At 66.2% G+C, this 18,409-nt stretch carries 18 protein-coding genes; 9 read left to right on the top strand and 9 right to left on the bottom strand.

The window, feature by feature from the left end; translation table 11 throughout:
* Nucleotides 1-9: 9 nt before the first annotated feature.
* Complete coding sequence (gene apbC, locus ACIGJB_RS03195; protein ID WP_483731360.1) at nucleotides 10-1,098, bottom strand: iron-sulfur cluster carrier protein ApbC; 1,089 nt, start codon at nucleotides 1,096-1,098, stop codon at nucleotides 10-12.
* Nucleotides 1,099-1,416: 318 nt separating this feature from the next.
* Between apbC and ACIGJB_RS03190 the strand changes: the two genes are divergently transcribed.
* The 6 genes from ACIGJB_RS03190 to plsY all read left to right on the top strand — a co-directional run bounded on the left by ACIGJB_RS03190 (nucleotide 1,417) and on the right by plsY (nucleotide 7,469).
* Nucleotides 1,417-2,055 carry a YiaD family glycine zipper/OmpA-like lipoprotein gene (locus ACIGJB_RS03190; protein ID WP_483709028.1) on the top strand — a complete coding sequence of 213 codons (639 nt, stop codon included), beginning with the start codon at nucleotides 1,417-1,419 and terminating at the stop codon, nucleotides 2,053-2,055.
* 311 nt (nucleotides 2,056-2,366) lie between these two features.
* On the top strand, nucleotides 2,367-4,430 hold the full coding sequence (metG, locus tag ACIGJB_RS03185; protein ID WP_483731359.1) for a methionine--tRNA ligase: 2,064 nt from the start codon (nucleotides 2,367-2,369) through the stop codon (nucleotides 4,428-4,430).
* 344 nt (nucleotides 4,431-4,774) lie between these two features.
* Nucleotides 4,775-5,254 carry a methylated-DNA--[protein]-cysteine S-methyltransferase gene (locus ACIGJB_RS03180; protein ID WP_483731358.1) on the top strand — a complete coding sequence of 160 codons (480 nt, stop codon included), beginning with the start codon at nucleotides 4,775-4,777 and terminating at the stop codon, nucleotides 5,252-5,254.
* Nucleotides 5,251-6,234, top strand: coding sequence for a site-specific tyrosine recombinase XerD (gene xerD, locus ACIGJB_RS03175; protein WP_483731357.1), 984 nt, complete (start codon nucleotides 5,251-5,253; stop codon nucleotides 6,232-6,234). Before ACIGJB_RS03180 ends, xerD begins: the two co-directional genes overlap by 4 nt.
* Nucleotides 6,235-6,257: 23 nt before the next feature.
* Nucleotides 6,258-6,749 carry an aminoacyl-tRNA deacylase gene (locus tag ACIGJB_RS03170; protein ID WP_483731356.1) on the top strand — a complete coding sequence of 164 codons (492 nt, stop codon included), beginning with the start codon at nucleotides 6,258-6,260 and terminating at the stop codon, nucleotides 6,747-6,749.
* Nucleotides 6,750-6,860: 111 nt separating this feature from the next.
* Nucleotides 6,861-7,469 (top strand): glycerol-3-phosphate 1-O-acyltransferase PlsY, encoded by a 609-nt coding sequence (plsY, locus tag ACIGJB_RS03165; RefSeq protein ID WP_483731355.1) that lies wholly within the window; start codon nucleotides 6,861-6,863, stop codon nucleotides 7,467-7,469.
* Between the two features lie 21 nt (nucleotides 7,470-7,490).
* Here the strand turns inward: plsY and ACIGJB_RS03160 are convergent, their stop codons facing one another.
* The 7 genes from ACIGJB_RS03160 to ACIGJB_RS03130 form a co-directional block, all read right to left on the bottom strand.
* Nucleotides 7,491-8,453 carry a CobW family GTP-binding protein gene (locus ACIGJB_RS03160; RefSeq protein ID WP_483731354.1) on the bottom strand — a complete coding sequence of 321 codons (963 nt, stop codon included), beginning with the start codon at nucleotides 8,451-8,453 and terminating at the stop codon, nucleotides 7,491-7,493.
* Nucleotides 8,453-10,102, bottom strand: a complete 1,650-nt coding sequence (locus tag ACIGJB_RS03155; RefSeq protein WP_483731353.1) for an amidohydrolase — start codon at nucleotides 10,100-10,102, stop codon at nucleotides 8,453-8,455. Before ACIGJB_RS03155 ends, ACIGJB_RS03160 begins: the two co-directional genes overlap by 1 nt.
* Before the next feature lie 47 nt (nucleotides 10,103-10,149).
* Entirely contained in the window at nucleotides 10,150-11,211 is a 1,062-nt protein-coding gene (locus ACIGJB_RS03150) for an ABC transporter ATP-binding protein (protein WP_483731352.1), read from the bottom strand.
* Between the two features lie 3 nt (nucleotides 11,212-11,214).
* Nucleotides 11,215-12,243, bottom strand: a complete 1,029-nt coding sequence (locus ACIGJB_RS03145; RefSeq protein ID WP_483731351.1) for an ABC transporter ATP-binding protein — start codon at nucleotides 12,241-12,243, stop codon at nucleotides 11,215-11,217.
* A 10-nt stretch (nucleotides 12,244-12,253) separates the two neighbouring features.
* Entirely contained in the window at nucleotides 12,254-13,081 is an 828-nt protein-coding gene (locus ACIGJB_RS03140; RefSeq protein WP_483731350.1) for an ABC transporter permease, read from the bottom strand.
* Between the two features lies 1 nt (nucleotide 13,082).
* Nucleotides 13,083-14,060, bottom strand: coding sequence for an ABC transporter permease (locus ACIGJB_RS03135; protein WP_483731349.1), 978 nt, complete (start codon nucleotides 14,058-14,060; stop codon nucleotides 13,083-13,085).
* A 107-nt stretch (nucleotides 14,061-14,167) separates the two neighbouring features.
* Nucleotides 14,168-15,772 (bottom strand): ABC transporter substrate-binding protein, encoded by a 1,605-nt coding sequence (locus ACIGJB_RS03130; RefSeq protein ID WP_483731348.1) that lies wholly within the window; start codon nucleotides 15,770-15,772, stop codon nucleotides 14,168-14,170.
* A 519-nt stretch (nucleotides 15,773-16,291) separates the two neighbouring features.
* Between ACIGJB_RS03130 and ACIGJB_RS03125 the strand changes: the two genes are divergently transcribed.
* From ACIGJB_RS03125 to ACIGJB_RS03115, 3 genes are read left to right on the top strand one after another with little or no spacing between them, the layout of a single operon-like run.
* Entirely contained in the window at nucleotides 16,292-16,444 is a 153-nt protein-coding gene (locus ACIGJB_RS03125) for an ESPR-type extended signal peptide-containing protein (protein ID WP_483731347.1), read from the top strand.
* A 26-nt stretch (nucleotides 16,445-16,470) separates the two neighbouring features.
* Nucleotides 16,471-16,719, top strand: a complete 249-nt coding sequence (locus tag ACIGJB_RS03120) for a two-partner secretion domain-containing protein (protein WP_483731346.1) — start codon at nucleotides 16,471-16,473, stop codon at nucleotides 16,717-16,719.
* Nucleotides 16,720-16,727: 8 nt separating this feature from the next.
* On the top strand, nucleotides 16,728-17,018 hold the full coding sequence (locus ACIGJB_RS03115) for a hypothetical protein (protein ID WP_483731345.1): 291 nt from the start codon (nucleotides 16,728-16,730) through the stop codon (nucleotides 17,016-17,018).
* An 83-nt stretch (nucleotides 17,019-17,101) separates the two neighbouring features.
* Here ACIGJB_RS03115 and ACIGJB_RS03110 read toward each other — a convergent pair whose 3' ends face one another.
* The gene (locus tag ACIGJB_RS03110) at nucleotides 17,102-18,367 is read right to left on the bottom strand and encodes an ATP-binding protein (RefSeq protein WP_483731344.1); all 1,266 of its coding nucleotides are present in this window, start codon (nucleotides 18,365-18,367) and stop codon (nucleotides 17,102-17,104) included.
* Nucleotides 18,368-18,409: the final 42 nt, after the last annotated feature.

Here is an 18,409-nt window from a genome sequence, read left to right as displayed (position 1 = left end):
GCGTTGGCCTCAGGTGTTCTGCACGACGATGCTGGGGAACTTGCTGGTCATGTCGCGCGCCTTGTCGGCCACCTTGATGGCCACCTTGCGCGCGATGCCGCGATACAGCTCCGCCACAGGGCTGTCCGGATCGGCCACCACCGTCGGGCGGCCCGAATCGGCCTGCTCGCGGATCGACAGGTTCAGCGGCAGGCTGCCCAGCAGGTCCACGCCGTAGTCGGCGCACATCTTCTCGCCGCCGCCCTGGCCAAAGATATGCTCGACATGGCCGCAGTTCGGGCAGCAGTAGACCGCCATGTTCTCGACGATGCCCAGGATGGGAATGCCCACCTTCTCGAACATCTTGAGGCCCTTCTTGGCGTCCAGCAGCGCGATGTCCTGCGGCGTGGTGACGATCACCGCGCCTGTCACGGGCACCTTCTGCGACAGCGTGAGCTGGATGTCGCCGGTGCCGGGGGGCATGTCGACGATCAGGTAATCCAGGTCATGCCAGTTGGTCTGGCGCAGCAGCTGTTCCAGCGCCGACGTGACCATCGGGCCGCGCCATACCATCGGGTTGTCCTGTTCGATCAGGAAGCCGATCGAGTTGGCCTGCAGGCCGTGGCCTTCCAGCGGCTCCATGGTCTGGCCGTCGGAAGACTCAGGGCGGCCGTCGATGCCCAGCATCATCGGCAGGCTGGGACCGTAGATGTCGGCATCGAGCATGCCCACGCGCGCGCCTTCAGCGGACAGGGCCAGTGCCAGGTTGACCGCCGTGGTCGATTTGCCGACACCGCCCTTGCCCGAGGCCACGGCGATCACGTTTTTCACGCCGCTCAGCAGCTTGACGCCGCGCTGCACCGCATGCGCGACGATCTTCATGCTGACGCTGACGCTCACATTGCTGACGCCGGGCAGTTGCCGCACGGCAGCGACCACCAGCTTGCGGATCGGCTCGACCTGGCTCTTGCCCGGGTAGCCCAGTTCCACCTCCAGCGACACGTCGCCGCCGTCGACGCGGATATTCCTGGCCGAGCGGGTGGACACCAGGTCCTTGCCCGTGTTGGGGTCGATGACCGTACGCAGGACTTCCGTGACCTGTTCAGTGCTGAGGCTCAAGACAAACTCCGCTGTGATGGTGAGGGGTGGGGACGAACTAATGTATCAAAGTATGCAGCAGCGGCCATCAGGACCGCGAATCGGCGCCCAAGCCCTTTCGGGCTTTGTGGGATTACAGACATTTACAAATCTCACAAGCTTGCACTTGTGCGCGCGCCGCCATATCCATATTGTAGTGCCGCAGTGTCTGCACAAGGCCCCGCCCTGCCTGTCCGCAACGGTGCCGGGGCACGTCGCGTGCGCCGGGCGTTACTATCAGCGTTACCATCCTCGTTGCAGCAATCCAAAATACTTCGGGAACATTCAGAAGGAGAAAGCATGAAATTCAAGTTCGCCACCATCTCGCTCGCCGCGGTCACGGTTCTGGCCGCCGGCTGTGCCACCGAACAACAGACCCACACGGCCGTCGGGACCGGCGTGGGCGCTGCGGTCGGCGCTGGCCTGGGCAACCTGATCGGCGGCAATACCACTGGCACGCTGGTCGGCGCGGCAGTGGGCGGCGCTCTCGGCGGTACTGCCGGCTACAACTGGAACGCCATCCGCGGCAAGCTGAACAAGGACACGGCCGGCACCGGGACGCAGATCACCGAACAGCCGGACGGCTCGCTCAAGGTCAATATCCCGAGCCAGGTCACGTTCGATACCGACAGCGCCACCATCAAGCCGTCGTTCCGCTCGGTGCTGGACCAAGTGGCCCAGACGCTGGGGCAGCACCAGGACGTCAGCGCCAACGTCGTCGGCCATACCGACAGCACCGGCAACGCGCAATACAACATGCAGCTGTCCCAGCGCCGCGCCCAGAGCGTGGCGGGATACCTGGGTGACCGCGGGGTCGCCCGCAACCGTCTCTCCGCCGAGGGCCGCGGCCAGACCCAGCCCGTGGCGGACAACGCCACCGAGGCGGGACGGGCACAAAATCGCCGCGTTGAAATTTTTTTGAAACCAATTCAGGGATGACCCGGTCATAGAAACAGGTACCGCTTGCCACCGTTGCTGGCTCGCGATGGGTGGCTGACCTCCCGGGCGGTACCTGATTTCTCCTCCTTTTCCGTTGTGGAAAGCTGCGCCGGCGCTGACCGGCGCTTTTTTTTGGCCGCAGCACATCAAGCGCCTCAGGCATCACCCTTCTGTCACCGCCAGTTTCACCATGCGCAATACCGGCCACGCCGTGCGGTGCTTGCTAGAATAGCCCTTTCGCGGCCGGCGCCCGGCCTCGCCGCGGCTGCCGTCGCAGATCGCTTCCCCGTCATTCCCACCGGCTCTTTTCCATGACCGCACGTCGTATCCTCGTTACATCTGCCCTGCCCTATGCAAACGGCCAGATCCATATCGGCCACCTGGTGGAGTACATCCAGACTGACATCTGGGTGCGCTTCCAGCGCATGATGGGCAACGAGGTCTACTACGTCGGCGCCGACGACACGCACGGCACGCCGGTGATGTTGCGGGCCGAGAAGGAAGGCATCACGCCGAAGCAGCTGATCGACCGCGTCTGGACCGAGCACAAGCGCGACTTCGACAGCTTCCTCGTGTCGTTCGACAACTACTACAGCACCGACGCCGAAGAAAACCGCGCGCTGTGCGAGAAGATCTACCTGGCCCTCAAGGCCGACGACCTGATCGCCGAGCGCGAGGTCGAGCAGTTCTTCGACCCGGTCAAGAACATGTTCCTGCCGGACCGCTTCATCAAGGGCGAGTGCCCGAAGTGCGGCGCCAAGGACCAGTACGGCGATTCGTGTGAAGTGTGCGGCACCACCTATGTGCCGACCGACCTGAAGAACCCGTACTCGGTGGTGTCCGGCGCCACGCCGGTGCGCAAGTCGTCGACGCACTTCTTCTTCAAGCTGTCCGACCCGCGCTGCGAGACCTTCCTGCGCGAGTGGGTGGCCGACCTGGCGCAGCCCGAAGCCGCCAACAAGATGCAGGAATGGCTGGGCAGCGAAGGCGAAGCCTCGACCCTGTCCGACTGGGACATCTCGCGCGATGCGCCCTACTTCGGCTTCGAAATCCCCGGCGCGCCGGGCAAGTACTTCTATGTGTGGCTGGATGCACCGATCGGCTACTACGCGAGCTTCAAGAACCTGGCCGAGAAGAAGGGTATCGACTTCGACGCCTGGGTCGGCCCGCACTCCACGGCCGAGCAGTACCACTTCATCGGCAAGGACATCCTGTATTTCCACACGCTGTTCTGGCCGGCCATGCTGCGCTTCTCGGGCTACCGCACGCCGACCAACGTGTTCGCGCATGGCTTCCTGACGGTGGATGGCGCCAAGATGAGCAAGTCGCGCGGCACCTTCATCACCGCGCAGAGCTATGTCGACACCGGCATGAACCCGGAGTGGCTGCGCTACTACTTCGCCGCCAAGCTCAATGCGAGCATGGAAGACCTGGACCTGAACCTGGACGACTTCATCGCCCGGGTCAACAGCGACCTGATCGGCAAGTACGTCAACATCGCCAGCCGCGCGGCCGGTTTCCTGGTCAAGCGCTTCGAAGGCAAGGTCGATGAAGCCGCGCTGGCCCACCCGCTGCTCAAGCAGCTGCGCGAAGCCGCGCCGCAGGTCGCCCAGCTGTATGAAGCGCGCGAGTACAGCAAGGCGCTGCGCCTGGTGATGGAACTGACCGCCGCTGTCAATGCCTTCGTCGATACTGAAAAGCCGTGGGAACTGGCCAAGGACGAAGCCAAGCGCGCCGCGCTGCACGCCGCATGCTCGGTGTCGCTGGAAGCGTTCCGCCTGCTGACGGTCTACCTGAAGCCGGTGGTGCCGGCGATGGCCGCCGGCGTCGAGCGCTTCCTCAACGTCGAGCCGCTCGACTGGCGCGCGATCGACAAGCAACTGTCGGCCGCGAGCCCGGTGCAGCCGTACCAGCACCTGATGACCCGTGTCGATGCCAAGCAGGTCGACGCGCTGCTGGCCGCGAACCGCGAATCGCTGCAGGCCACGGCGCCGGCCGCGGCGGCATCGGCCGCATCGATCGAGCCGGTCGCGGAGACCATCACGATCGACGATTTCGCGAAGATCGACTTGCGCGTGGCCAAGATCGTCGAATGCCAGAAGGTCGAAGGCTCCAGCAAGCTGCTGCAGCTCACGCTCGACCTGGGCGAAGGCCGCACGCGCAATGTGTTGTCGGGCATCCAGGCGGCCTACTCGCCGGAACAGCTGGTGGGCAAGCTGACCGTGGTGGTCGCCAACCTGGCGCCGCGCAAGATGAAATTCGGCGTGTCGGAAGGGATGGTGCTGGCCGCGTCGGCGGCGGATGAGAAGGCCAATCCGGGGCTTTACATTCTGGAACCGCACAGTGGCGCGGTGCCGGGAATGCGGATTGGGTGATTGGCTGATTGGCTGATCGATCTCGCGGAATGCAGAACGGCGGCGCCCTCGGGTAGCCGCTTTTTTTTTTGATTCCTCGGCAAGTTGCGGGGCCGTTGTGCTTGGCAGGCGCGGCTGTTTCGCAGGCGTAGCCTGCGAGTCACTTCTTGTCCAAGCGACAAGAAGTAACCAAGAAACGCGTTTTCCTGCGGGCATAAGCCCAAGCCCGTAGAACCCACCTCCTTCGAAATCGCTGATCTGGGAGTGGCGCCCCTCGTCGGCGCCTGAGTCATTCCGGTCTCTCCCCTTGGGGCCGCCCATTTCGGCAAAACGATTAAAATCCAGGATTCGCTTCCGCTACTGCCATGCCAGCTCCTTTCGACGCCATCCTCACCGCGCCCTTTGGCAAGGTCGGCGTACGTGCCGACGATGCGCAGATCCGCGAGATCTTTTATTTGCCCGCGAGCGTCGAAAGCGTAGCGCCGCGCAGTGGAATCATCCTTCGGCTGGCCGCGCAACTGGACGCCTATTACGACGATGCGGATGCGTCCTTTGACGTGCCGCTGGCCATTGCCGGTACGCCGTTCCAGCAGCAAGTGTGGCAGGCGATTTGCGCGGTGCCGCGCGGCGGGCTGACTACCTATGGCGATATCGCGCGCAAGCTCGGCGGCGTGGCGCGCGCGGTCGGCCAGGCCTGCGGGCAGAACCCGCTGCCGATCGTGATCCCCTGCCATCGTGTCGTGTCCGCAAGCGGCATCGGCGGCTTCTCCCATCATGCCGAGGACGGCTTCCACCTGGAAGTGAAACGCTGGCTGCTGCGCCATGAAGGCGCAATGCTGATATGAAGCGCCCCGCCGGGACCAGCCGGACGACACGCAAGCCGCGCGCGGTGCCCGCCGACGCGGAATCCGCCGCGCTCGATGCCGCCATCGCCCCCGAACTCGACCTGGTCAGCCGCTTCTGTGATGCCCTGTGGCTGGAAGACGGCCTGTCGCGCAACACCATGGACGCCTACCGGCGCGACCTCTCCCTGCTGGCGCGCTGGCTGCACCAAACCGGCAACGGTGGCCTACTCGGCGTCGGCGACACCGAACTAAACGCCTACTTCCTCGCGCGCCACCCCGAGACCCGCGCGTCGTCCTCGAACCGCCGCCTGGCCGTGTTCCGCCGCTTCTACCAGTGGGCGCTGCGCGAGCAGATGATCCAGGCTGATCCGTGCATCCTGCTGCGCCCCGCCAAGCAGCCGCCGCGCGTGCCCAAGACGCTGTCCGAAGCGCAGGTCGAGGCCCTGCTCGAAGCGCCCGATACCGGCACGCCGCTCGGCCTGCGCGACCGCACCATGCTGGAGCTGATGTATGCGAGCGGGCTGCGCGTGTCGGAACTGACCCAGATGAAGACCGTGGAGATCGGGCTGAACGAAGGCGTGGCGCGCGTGGTCGGCGGCAAGGGCGACAAGGAACGCCTGGTGCCGTTCGGCATGCAGGCCGGCGACTGGCTGCGCCGCTACCTGGCCACCGCGCGTCCCGCGCTGCTGGCCGGCCGCGCCTGCGACGCGCTGTTCGTCACGCAGCGCGGCGAAGGCATGACGCGCCAGGCCTTCTGGCACCTGATCAAGCGCCATGCGTTCGAAGCCGGCATCAACGTGCCGTTGTCGCCGCACACGCTGCGCCATGCATTTGCCACGCACCTGCTCAACCATGGCGCCGACCTGCGCGTGGTCCAGCTGCTGCTGGGCCACGCCGATATTTCCACGACACAGATCTACACCCACGTGGCGCGCGAGCGGCTGCGCGAACTGCACCAGCAGCACCATCCGCGCGGCTAACGTTCTGTTGCCCCGTCCTAGACATGAGCAAATCGAAACATATCTCGGAAACCCCGGCTACCCAGTTCCTGCGCCGGCAGGGCGCCGCCTTCGGCGAGCATCCGTATGAATACGTGGACCACGGCGGCACCGGCGAATCGGCGCGCCAGCTGGGCGTGCCCGAACATGACGTGGTCAAGACCCTGATCATGGAAGACGAGCGCGCGCAGCCGCTGGTGGTGCTGATGCACGGCGACTGCTCCGTCTCGACCAAGAACCTGGCGCGCCAGATCGGCTGCAAGAGCGTGCAGCCGTGCAAGCCCGAAGTCGCGCAGCGGCACAGCGGCTTCATGGTCGGCGGCACGTCGCCGTTCGGCACCAAGAAGCGCATGCCGGTGTACGTGGAGGCCACCGTGCTGGCGCTCGACAAGATCTATATCAACGGCGGCCGCCGCGGCTACCTGGTCAGCCTGGACCCGAAGCTGCTGACCACGCTGGTCGATGCCAAGCCCGTGGAATGCGCGCTGCCTGACTGACCCGCGCGCGCCCGTGGCGGATATTGGGGAAGTCACGCTCGTGGCGAACCCGCCGCCGCGCTACAATCCCGCCAATTCCAGACAAGGCAGCCACTGCCCGCGCATCCCCTCATGGCCAACCTGCTATTCGCCCTTGCCGCCTACCTGATCGGGTCGGTCTCCTTTGCGGTCGTCGTCAGCAAGGTCATGGGCCTGCCCGATCCGCACAGCTACGGGTCCGGCAACCCGGGCGCGACCAACGTGCTGCGCACCGGCAACAAGAAGGCGGCGATCCTCACGCTGATCGGCGACGCGCTCAAGGGCTGGCTCGCGGTCTGGCTGGCGACCCGTTTCGGGCCCGCCTACGGCGTCGATGACAACGGCCTCGCCATGGTGGCGCTGGCCGTATTCCTCGGCCACCTGTTCCCGGTATTCCACCGCTTTGCCGGCGGCAAGGGTGTCGCCACGGCGGCGGGCATCCTGCTTGCCATCAACCCGATTCTTGGGCTGGCCACGCTGGCCACCTGGGTCATCATCGCGTTCTTCTTCCGCTATTCGTCGCTGGCCGCGCTGGTCGCTGCGATCTTCGCGCCGTTCTTCTACGTGCTGATGGAAGGCATCGACACCATGGCCGGCGCGATCCTGGTCATCGGCATCCTGCTGATCGCGCGCCACCGCCAGAACATCACCAAGCTGCTCACCGGCAAGGAAAGCCGCATCGGCGAGAAGAAGAAAGTCTGAGCACCGCGCGGCTCTACTCCGCTACTCAGCCAGCGCCGGACCGAAATGCCGCCACGGATCAAATGGCGTCGCGGCTGACTGCCTGGCTGCAATGAAGATCATGCGCGAGCGTGCCGGCGACTGCGGCAGTGCCGGCGCCTCCAGCGTCCAGCGCTTGCCGCAGATCTGCAGTAGCCTCGGCGCATCCTCACCCTCCAGGAACACCATGCCCTTGCCGCGCAACACGTGCGCCGGCAAGGCGTCGAGCGCGCGCTCCAGCTCGGCACGCCGGAAGCGGATCGACGAGGCAAAGCTGCTGCCGGCGAACACGTCGGCATGGTCGGCCCCGATCGTCGCGGCTTCATTGCCGATACCGCCCGCCATCGCGATTGCGCCCAGGTCCGGCCCCAGGATCAGGCTCGGGTCGACTTCTCCATGCCGGCATGCGTGCACACGCGCATCCGGCACCTCCGCAGCGAGCCAGTTGCGCACGGCTTCCAGCGATGGCGCATCGACCAGATCCGCCTTGTTCAGCAGCACCAGGTCGGCCGCGCGCAGCTGCGCGCGCACCGTGTCGCCGACATAGCGGTCGGCAGCCAGGCGCCGCACGGCTTCGGCGTCCGCCACCGTCACCACGCCTTCGCAGCGAAAGCCGGCATTGGCACGGCCGATCTGTGCGATGCGGGCCGGATCGCCCACCCCGCTCGCTTCGACGAGTACGCGCGCGGGCGGGTCAGGCAGCTGCAGCACCTTCAGGAAGGCCTGCATCAGGTCGCCGCCGACTGCGCAGCACACGCAGCCGTTGGTCAGGCTGATGACGCCCTCGGGCATGCCCGGCGCACCACGGGCGATCAGTTCGGCGTCGATGTTGATGGCGCCGAAATCATTCACCATCACCAGCACGCGCTCGCGCTGCTGCGTGCGCAGCAGGTGGTTGAGCAAGCTGGTCTTGCCAGCGCCGAGAAAGCCGCCGAGCACCGTCAGCGCAATGTCCGGCCGCTGCATCAGGCATTCCCCGGCGCCGGAAAGACCTTGCCGCCCAGCACCGTGCCCCAGACGGGCACGTCGCGCAGGTTCGCTGGCGGCACCGCGAGTGGATCCTCTTCCAGCACCGCGAAATCGGCATGCTTGCCCACCTCGATGCTGCCCACCAGATGATCCATGCGCAGCGTATAGGCGGCGCCCAGGGTCATCGCGTGCAAGGCATCCTGCACCGAAATGCGCTCGCCCTCGCCCAGGACGCGGCCGCTCGCGGTCTGGCGATTGACCGCGCACCAGGCCGTGAACAGCGGCCCGATCGGCGTGATCGGCGCGTCCGAGTGCAGGGAGAACGGCACGCCGCTGCGCAGCGCGCTTTGGGCGGCGTTCATGCGGTTGGCGCGGTCCGGCCCGACCGTCATGGTGTAGTGCGCATCGCCCCAGTAGAACAGGTGGTTGGCGAACAGGTTGGCGCACAGGCCCAGTGCCGCCATGCGCCGGAACTGCGCGGGGGACGCAAGCTGGCAGTGCTGCAGCGTATGGCGGTGGTCCCAGCGCGGATGCTTGCGCAGCACGCCTTCGACCGCATCCATGGCCAGCTCGGTGGCTTCGTCGCCGTTGGTGTGGATATGCACCGTCAGGCCAGCGCGGTGATAAACGGCCAGCACCTCTTCTACCTGCTGCGGGGGCATCACCCACAAGCCGTTGGCGGCGCCGTTGTAGTAGCCAGGCCAGCTCATGCGCGCGGTAAAACCCTGGATCGATCCGTCGATCACAAGCTTGACCAAACCGAAGTGCAGCTTGTCGGTATTGCCCTCCATCGCCTGCGCCACGCGCTGCGCGCCACCGCCTTCCTGATCGCGCAGCGGCGCATAGGCCGGCACCATGCGCACGGGGAAGTCCGGGTCCGCGGTGACCCGGCCCAGGTTGAAGACCGCCTCCGCATCGAGGCTGTTGACCAGATCGGTCGCCGTGGTCACGCCGGCCTGCTGCGCCACGCGGCCGAAGTTGCGAATGCCCTCCTCGGTCTGCCCGGCATCGAAGAACACATTGCCGAGCAGCCTGAACACCAGGAACATCGCGGCGAATTCCTGCAGCTCGCCAGTCGGCAAGCCGTCGCCGTCCTTCGCGATGCCGTCCACCGGCGTCGCGGCATCGATGCCGGCCGCCTCCAGCATGGCGGTGTTGACGTTCATCAGGTGCATGCTGGCATGCATGACCACGATTCGGCGCGTGGCGGAGACCTGGTCCAGGTGCCGCGCGGTCATGCGCGCGCGGCCAAAGTGGATCGGATCGAAGCCCCATGCCAGCAGCGGCTGTTCGGCGTCCTGCAACTGTGCCTGCGCTTCTCGCAGGCGCTCCACCACGGTGTCAAAGTTCTTCAGGCCGGGCCATACGCGCCCGTCCGGGCCGCGCCGGTCGTAGTAGCCGACATAGACGAACTTCCACATGCCGCCTTCGAGCAAATGCGAATGCCCTTCGATCATCCCGGGCATCAGTACCTTGTCGGCAAAGCGCGTGTCGAGTGTCGCCGCACCCCAGCCGGCCAGGTCCTCGGCACAACCTACGCCCAGGATGCGGCCGTCGCGCAAGGCAACATGCGTGGCGACTGGCTGCATCGGATTCATGGTGAGGATCTTGCGCGCCGCGTAGACGGTGATGGGCGACTGGCTCATAGGGGTCTCCGTTTATTCGTGTTGAACGTGGTTGATGTCGTTGCGACTCACGCCGCGGCCAGCGCCGGCTTGCTTGCCGGCGCGCAGCCGGCCATTGGCGAACGCGGCATGCCCTGGACCAGCTCGACGCGGTGGCAGGCCACGGCATGGTCCGCGCCAAACTGGCGCAGCACCGGCGCCTCCGTCCGGCAACGGGCCTCCGCGACGGGGCAGCGTGTATGGAAGTGGCAGCCCGCAGGCGGATTCAGCGGGCTGGGCGGATCGCCCTCAAGCCGGATGCGCGCACGGCTGGCCCGTTGCGCCGGGTCCTTCACCGGCTCCGCGGACATCAGCGCATGCGTGTACGGATGCAGCGGCGCGCCGAACAGCCGCGCGCGGCTGCCGCGTTCGACGATGCGGCCCAGGTACATCACTGCCACCTCGTCGCACAGGTGCTGCACCACTGCCAGGTCATGCGAGATGAACACATAGGTCAGGTCGCGCTCGCGCTGGATGCGCGCGAGCAGGTTGATCACCTGCGCCTGGATCGCCACGTCGAGCGCCGATACCGGCTCGTCGCACACCACCAGCGACGGATTGACCGCCAGCGCGCGCGCAATGCCGATGCGCTGCCGCTGCCCGCCCGAGAACTGGTGCGGGAACAGTTGCTTCTGGTCTGGGCGCAGGCCGACCAGACCCATGAGTTCGTCGACGCGCGCATCGATTTCACGCGCATCCATGTTCGTCAGCTGGCGCATCGGCTTGGCGATGATGGCCTCGATGCGCTGGCGCGGATCGAGCGATGAGTAAGGATCCTGGAAAATCATCTGGACCCGCCGGCGCATTTCCATCTGTGCCGATCCGCGCTCGCGCAGCAGGTCGATGCCGTCGAGCGTGGCGTGGCCACCCGTGCTCTGGATCAGCTGCATCAATGCCAGCGCGGTGGTGGACTTGCCGCAGCCGGATTCCCCCACGATGCCAAACGCGCTGCCGCGCCGCACCTGGAAGCTGATGCCGTCGACGGCATGGACCTTGGGCACCCTGGCGAACGGATGCGGCCGGCGCAGGTTGTAGTGCACGCGCAAATCGCGCACGTCGAGCAGGACATCCTGGTTCGAAGGCAATGGCATGGTTCAACCCTCCGCGGCCACGGTGGCCGGTACAGCGCCGGCAGCTTCGCGCAGCCAGCAGGCAGCCAGGTGGCCGCCGTTGTCGAACATCGGTGGCCGATCGCCGCAGCGGCTGGCCGCGCGCGTGCAGCGCGGCGCAAAGGCGCAGCCGGCACCGAGCTGGTCCAGCGCCGGCACCACGCCCGGAATCTCCGGCAGCGGCGCGGGCCTGGCATCGCGCATCGCACTGGCGGCATCCACATGCAGCACGCAGTCGAGCAGCCCGCGCGTGTACGGATGCGAGGGCCGCGCCAGCACGGTATCGACGCGCCCTTCTTCGATCTTGCGGCCCGCGTACATCACCATCACGCGGTCGGCCAGTTCGGCAATCGCGCCCATGTTGTGGGTGATCAGGATGATGGCGGTGCCGAGCTGGCGCCGCACGTCGCGCAGCAGGTCGAAGATCTGCGCCTGCACGGTCACGTCCAGCGCGGTGGTGGGCTCGTCGGCGATCAGCACCTTGGGCTGGCCCGCCAGCGCCATGGCGATCATCGCGCGCTGGCGCATGCCGCCCGACAGCTCGTGCGCATACTGGTCGACGCGCCGGGCCGGCTCGGGAATCTTCACGGCGTCCAGCAGCGCCACCGCTTCGGCGCGCGCGGCGCGCGTGCCCATGCCACGATGGCGCACGATGGTCTCGACGATCTGCTGGCCGACGGTGAAGACCGGATTGAGCGCGGTCATCGGCTCCTGGAAGATCATGCCGATGTCCCGGCCGCGCACGTCGCGCATGCGTGCGGGCGGCAGCGCGAGCAGGTCCTGGCCGCCAAGGCGGATGGTGCCTGCGGTGATGCGGCCGGGCGCTGGCACCAGTTGCAGCAGCGACAGGCTGGTCATGCTTTTGCCACAGCCCGATTCGCCGACGATGCCCAGCACCTCGCCGGCATCCAGGTGGAATCCCACATCGTCCAGGACGCGCACGGGTCCCTTGGCGGTGCGGAACTCCACGCACAGCCCCTCCACTTCCAGCAACGGCTTGCGGTCTCTTTCCATGCGGGCTCCTTCAGCGCTGGCGCAGTTTCGGGTTGAGGGCATCGTTGAGGCCATCGCCCACGAGACAGATGGCCAGCACCGTGAAGAAGATGGCCATGCCGGGGAACATCACCGACCACCACGCTTCGAAGATCTGGTCGCGCGAGTTGCCGATCATGTAGCCCCAGCTGGTGATATCGGGATCGGACAGCCCGATGAACGCCAGACCGGACTCGAACAGGATGGCCACGCCGACGTTGAGCGCCAGCGCCACGATCAGCGGCGGCGAGGCATTCGGCAGGATCACGCGGAAGATGATGTTGGCGTTGCTGGTGCCGATGGCGCGCTCGGCACGGACGAACTCGCGCTCGCGCAGCTTGAGGAATTCGGCACGCGTCAGACGCGCCAGCGGCGGCCAGCTGACCAGCCCGATCACCACGATCACCGTGCCGATCTTCGCGCCGAACACCGCGACCAGCACCATGGCCAGCACGATGGGCGGCAGCACCTGGAAGAACTCGGTCACGCGCATCAGCACGGTGTCGACCCAGCCGCGGTGATAGCCGGCAAGCGCGCCCACCAGCACGCCAATTACCAGCGTGGTTGCAGTGGCAGCCAGGCCGATGGCCAGCGTCACGCCGGCGCCGTGGATCAGGCCGGCGAGCACGTCGCGGCCGAGGTAGTCGGCGCCCAGCGGCGCATCGGCCGATGGCGGCGACAGCGGCGCGGCCACCACGTCCTGCGGATTGACGGCGTACAGCGAGGGCCCGATCAGGCCGGCCAGCGCAATGGCCAGCAGCACCAGCGCGCCGAGCACCGCGCCACGGTTATGCAGGAACAGTTTCCATCCGGTGTTCATATCAGTCTCCGGTGCGAATGCGGGGGTCGAGCAGGCTGTACAGGTAGTCGGTCAGGATGTTGGCCACCACCACCATCGCGCTGGACATCAGCAGGATGCCGAGCATCAGCGGATAGTCGCGGTTGAGCACGGCGTCCGAGGCCAGGCGGCCCAGGCCGGGCCAGTTGAACACGGTCTCGACCAGCACCGCGCCGGCCAGCGCATGCGAGAACTGCAGCCCGGCCAGCGTGACGATCGGCAGCAGCGTGTTCTTGAGCGCATGGCGGTAGACCACCACGCGCTCGCTCATGCCCTTGGCGCGCGCGGTGCGGATATAGTCCGCGCCGAGCACGTCGAGCATCGTGGCGCGTGCCTGCCGGCTGTATTGCGCCAGGTAGATCATCGCCAGCGAAACGACCGGCAGCACCAGGTGGTGCAGCACGTCCGCGGCCAATGCCCAGCCCTCGGCGCGCTGGCCCATGGTGTACATGCCCGACGCCGGAAACACCGGCAGCCAGTAGGCGAAGGCGATCAGCAGCATCATGCCGCTCCAGAACACCGGCGCGGCAAAGCCTGCCAGCGACAGGAACGTCACCAGCCCGCTGACGGCGCCGCGCGGACGATGCGCCGACAGCGCGCCGAGCAAGGTGCCGATCACCACGGCGAGCAGCAGCGCGGGCAGCACCAGCATCAGGGTATTCGGCACGCGATCGAAGATCAGCGTGGTCACCGGCTGGTGGAAGAACAGCGAGTCGCCCAGGTGTCCGGACAGCACGTTGCCGACATAGGCCACCAGACGCTGGCCGAGCCCGGCATCCAGGCCCATCTGCGTGCGCAGGGCCGCGAGCTGCTCGGCGGTCGCGCCGCCGGACTGCGCCGCGATCACGTCCGCCACATCGCCGGGCGCGGCCGACAGCAACAGGAAATTGAGCACCACCACGGCCAGCACCATCAGGGCGCCGGCGCCGAGACGGCGCGAGAGGTAGATCAGGGTATGCATGCGGAGCGGCCCCTTGGTTGACGATCAACGTGAGCGACGTGAGCGACGTGAGCGGCCCGCCGCGCCCATGGCACGGCAGGTCCCTTATCCCTTCGGTACGGCCGGGCCTATTTGGCCCAGTACACTTCGTCGAACGGCGCGAATGCACCCCAGATGCTGTCCGGCAGCCCGCGCAGTTTCTTGTTGGCGACCGAACTCACCGGCGCGGTGTTGAGCCACGCGACCGGTACCTCGCTGTTGAGGATCTTCTGGAAGCGGTCGTACAGTACGGCGCGTTTGGTGGCGTCGGTCTCGGAGGCAGCCTCGGCAAGGATCTTGTCAACCTCGGCGTTGGCATAGCCCTGCGTGTTGGACCAGATCACGCCCTTCTTGATATTGCCCGACTGGTAGGTGCGCGCAACGCCGATCACCGGATCGCCCCAGTTGAAGACCGAGTCGGTGGTCATGTCGAAGTCCCAGCTGGCGATGCGCTGCGACCAGGTCGGGAAATCCGGCGAGGGGCGCAGTTGCGCCTGGATGCCGACCTTGGCCAGTTGCGGGCGCAGGTACTCGGCCACCAGTTGCGAGGTGTCCGGAGCGCCCGGCAGGAAGTCCAGGCGCAGCGCGAAGCGCGTGCCGTCCGCCTTCTTTGGATAGCCCGCCTCATCCAGCAGCTTGTTGGCGCGTGCCAGGTCCACCTTGTAGGGGTCCAGCGTCTTGCTGTAGAACGGGCTGGCCGGATGAACCGGTCCCCAGGCCGGCTGCGAGCGGCCGCGCTGCAGCTTCTGCGAGATGAAATCGCGGTCGATGGCGTAGGAGATGGCCTGGCGCACCTTCACGTTGGCAAGCGGACCCTGGCGCGTGTTGAAGGCCAGCCAGTTCAGCGAGCCCACGCCCTCGTAGCCGCTGCGGGTGACGGTGAGCTTCGGATCGGCCGCGAGGCGGTCCACATCGGCGATGCGGAATGGGGCGAAGGCAACGAAGTGAATGTCGCCGCGCTGCATGGCCAGCGCCGCCGCCGCGCGATCGGGCACGATGCTGTAGGTGATCTTGTCCAGATACGGCTTGCCCTTGCGGAAGTAGCCGTCAAAGCGCGCCAGCGTGAGGTATTCGCCGGGCTTGTACTCGACAAAGCGGAACGGACCCGAGCCGACCGGCGCGTTGTTCTTCGGGTTCTGGCGGATCGGGCCGTCGCTGTAGACATGCTTGGGCAGGATCGGCATCAGTGCCGGAGTCGAGCAGGCCAGCAGCAGCGCCGGATTGGGCTGCTTGAGCCGGAACACTGCAGTGTGAGCGTCCGGTGTCTCGACTTTGTCCAGCGCTGCCAGCATCGCGGGGCCGAACGGATGATTGGCCTTGACGGTCTCGGCCGAGAACGCGACGTCGGCAGAGGTGATCGGCTTGCCGTCGTGGAATTTTGCGTCCTTGTTGAGCTTGAAGGTGTAGGTCAGGCCGTCGGGCGACACGCTCCAGCTGTCGGCGAGATACGGGTGGAACTGCCATTTTGCGTCGGCCTGCAGCAGGCTGGCGAACAACTGCGATGCGGGCACACCCGTTGCCACACCCGACTGGATGGCCGGGTTCAGCGAGTTGATCGCGGTGATCGAAAGCACATTGAGACTGCCGCCGCGCGTGACTTCCTGGCTGTGCGCGTGGACAGCGGCGGACATCAGCAAGGCGGCGGTGCCGAGGCGCGCGCTGGCACGCACGATCTGTTTGAAGCTCGTCAACATCGGTTCTCCCTTCGTATCCGGCGTGCCGGCGCAAGGCGCCGTCCATGCCAGACCTGGCACGACCTAGAGGGTCCGTCCGCCCGGCAATGCGGCGGCGGGGATATCACTGACTTGAGGCGGGATCGAAGCGTGCTGATTTGCACCGGCCCTCTGGTCTTATAGGCGAGGCGGCGCTGGACTCGATAGGTCCAGTTAAGGGGATTCATTGGGGCCAGTGTCAGCGTGCCGTGAGCTATTCGTTGCAGGAGCGAGGCTGAGAGGAGATCGGCGGGTTGTCAATCGAGGAAATCCTGAGCCGCCTGTTTCTGCCCTGCTTCTTCTTCCGTCATATTCCGCTCGAAGCAACGGACACGAACTGAGTTCTTGCTTCGCGTCTTCCGCCAGGCACTGCAGAAATTCCTGCAGTGCAAATTCGAGTATTCCCCATCCATTTCGAAGCCGGTTTCGCCATTCTCGACCTGATGCGTGGCGCAGGCACTTGCTTGTTCACGCGCCCGACTAGTTCCCTGGCATCGAGACATGAACAAGAACGCCTTTCGCCTGGTCTTCAGCGTCGTGCGCGGCATGCTGGTGGCAGTACAGGAGACTGCGGTTGGACGCGGCAAAGGTCGCCAAGGCAGTGCCGACCGTCAACGGCAACGCACGATGTTCTATCACCCGTGCTGTGGCTGACGACCATCGCGGCATCGATGATGGGCTTGTCCCTGATCGTGGAGCCATCCGCGCATGCCCAGACCTTGCCGATCCAGGTAGACAAGAACGCGCCGGGCGCGCGTCCAGTGGTTGGCGTGGCTGCGAATGGCGTGCCCATCGTCAACATTGGCGCACCGAATCGCAATGGCGGCACCAGCGTCAATCACTTCATCCAATTCAACGTCGGACCTTCCGGCGTCGTGCTGAACAACTCTGGGCAAAACAGCCAGACGCAGATCGCGGGTTGGGTCTAGGGTGCGACGTGCGCATCGTGCCAGGCGCGCGGCTCCAGTCTCAAGGGGCCGCGACCGTTACCGGCATCGACAATGCAGGCACCGTCACGGCGCGCGGCGGCATGGTAGCCACCACGTCGGGCACGCTGACCAACAGCGGCTTGCTGTCGGCCGGCGGCGATGTGCTTGCGGAGGCGAGGCAGATCGTCAACAGCGGCACGATTGGCGCGGGCGTGGACGCCAGTGCCAACGTGACGCAGGCAGGCAATCGAACCTCGCGGCAACTATGCTGCACTCGTCTGTCCGCAACGCATTCGTGATCTGTTAGTCGAGCACTGCGTCACGGGAAATCGGTTTACCGCGGTGAGCTAGCGAAGCGGTCGTGGCTTGGAGCCCCCCTCCCCTACGCCACCGCGCCCCCAAACAACATCTCAACCCTAAACCCCCCATCCTCCGGATTCACAAGGTTAAGCTTCCCCCCCGCCTGCCGCACAAGCCGATCCACGATAGCCAGCCCCAGCCCCGAATGGGCATTCCCGCCACGCGCCGGATCCAGCCGCACGAATGGCAGCGTGACGCGTTCCTTGTCCGCTTCAGGAATCCCCGCCCCCTGGTCTTCCACCACCAGCAGATACCCGTCCGGCGTGCGCGTTGTCGCGATGCATACCGGCGGCTTGCCATATACATAGGCGTTATCGACCAGATTGCCGATTATCCGATCCAACTGCGTGGCGATCATTCGAAATCCATCACCCGCACCCAGCGACAGCACCACCTGCCGCTCCTGCTCCGCCAGCGAGGCGGCCAGTTCATTCACGCGACGGTCCACCGGCACCGGCCGCGCAGTCGGCTCACTCGTCTGTGCAAAGCTCAGAAACTGTTCCACGATAGCCGCCATCGAATCGACATCGCGCGTCACGCCCGCCGCGGCCTTCGGGTCGGACAACATCTCCGCGCGCAGCCGCAGCCGCGCCAGCGGTGTCTTCAAATCATGCGCAATGCCGGCCAGCATGGTGTTGCGCTCCTGGTCGATGCGCGTCAGGTCCGCCACCATGCGGTTGAATCGCTCGATCAACTGGCGTAGCTCATGCGGCCCGCGCTCGCGCAGCGGCGCTACCGGCTGCTGCCGGGACAACTGCTCCGCAGCCGCCGCCATGTCGCGCACCGGCCGCTGGATCTGCCACGCGATCAGCAGCGCAAAGATGATGGCCACGCCCACGACAAGCATCACGCCCGGCACGAGCCGGTTGTCGGGCGGAGGGTTGTGAACCCACAGGATCGGCATGGCGATCCAGTCCCCGCGCGTCGGCAGCTTGATCCACAGCCGCGGCGTGGCTTCATCCTCGACCCGGATCTCGGTGCCTTGCGGCAGGCGGGTGATGAACTGCTCCACCAGCCGCCGCGAGCGGCCCTTGGGCACGATGGTGTGTTCTTCGGCGCTGGCCTCGCTGGCCACTTCCACCAGGCTCGGCAGCGGCACGGGCGGGCGCGCATCGAGCGCGCGCTGGATGCTGGCGAACTGGAACAGCATCTGCTCGACCGAATAGTCCACCTGCTGCTGGCGCCGATCCATGCGCAAGATGGCAAGCCAGGAGAAATGGCTGATGACCAGCACGGCAGCGATCAGCAGCGCGATGCGGCCGAACAGGGTATCGATACGCAACTTCATGTCGGGGCTCGTCGTTGCCGCCATGCCGTCAGACCGACAGCC

The sequence above is a fragment of the Cupriavidus sp. C2SS-8b genome, assembly GCF_057073745.1.
Note: the sequence above shows the minus strand (reverse complement) of the source record. Positions and strands in the feature narration are given on the sequence as shown.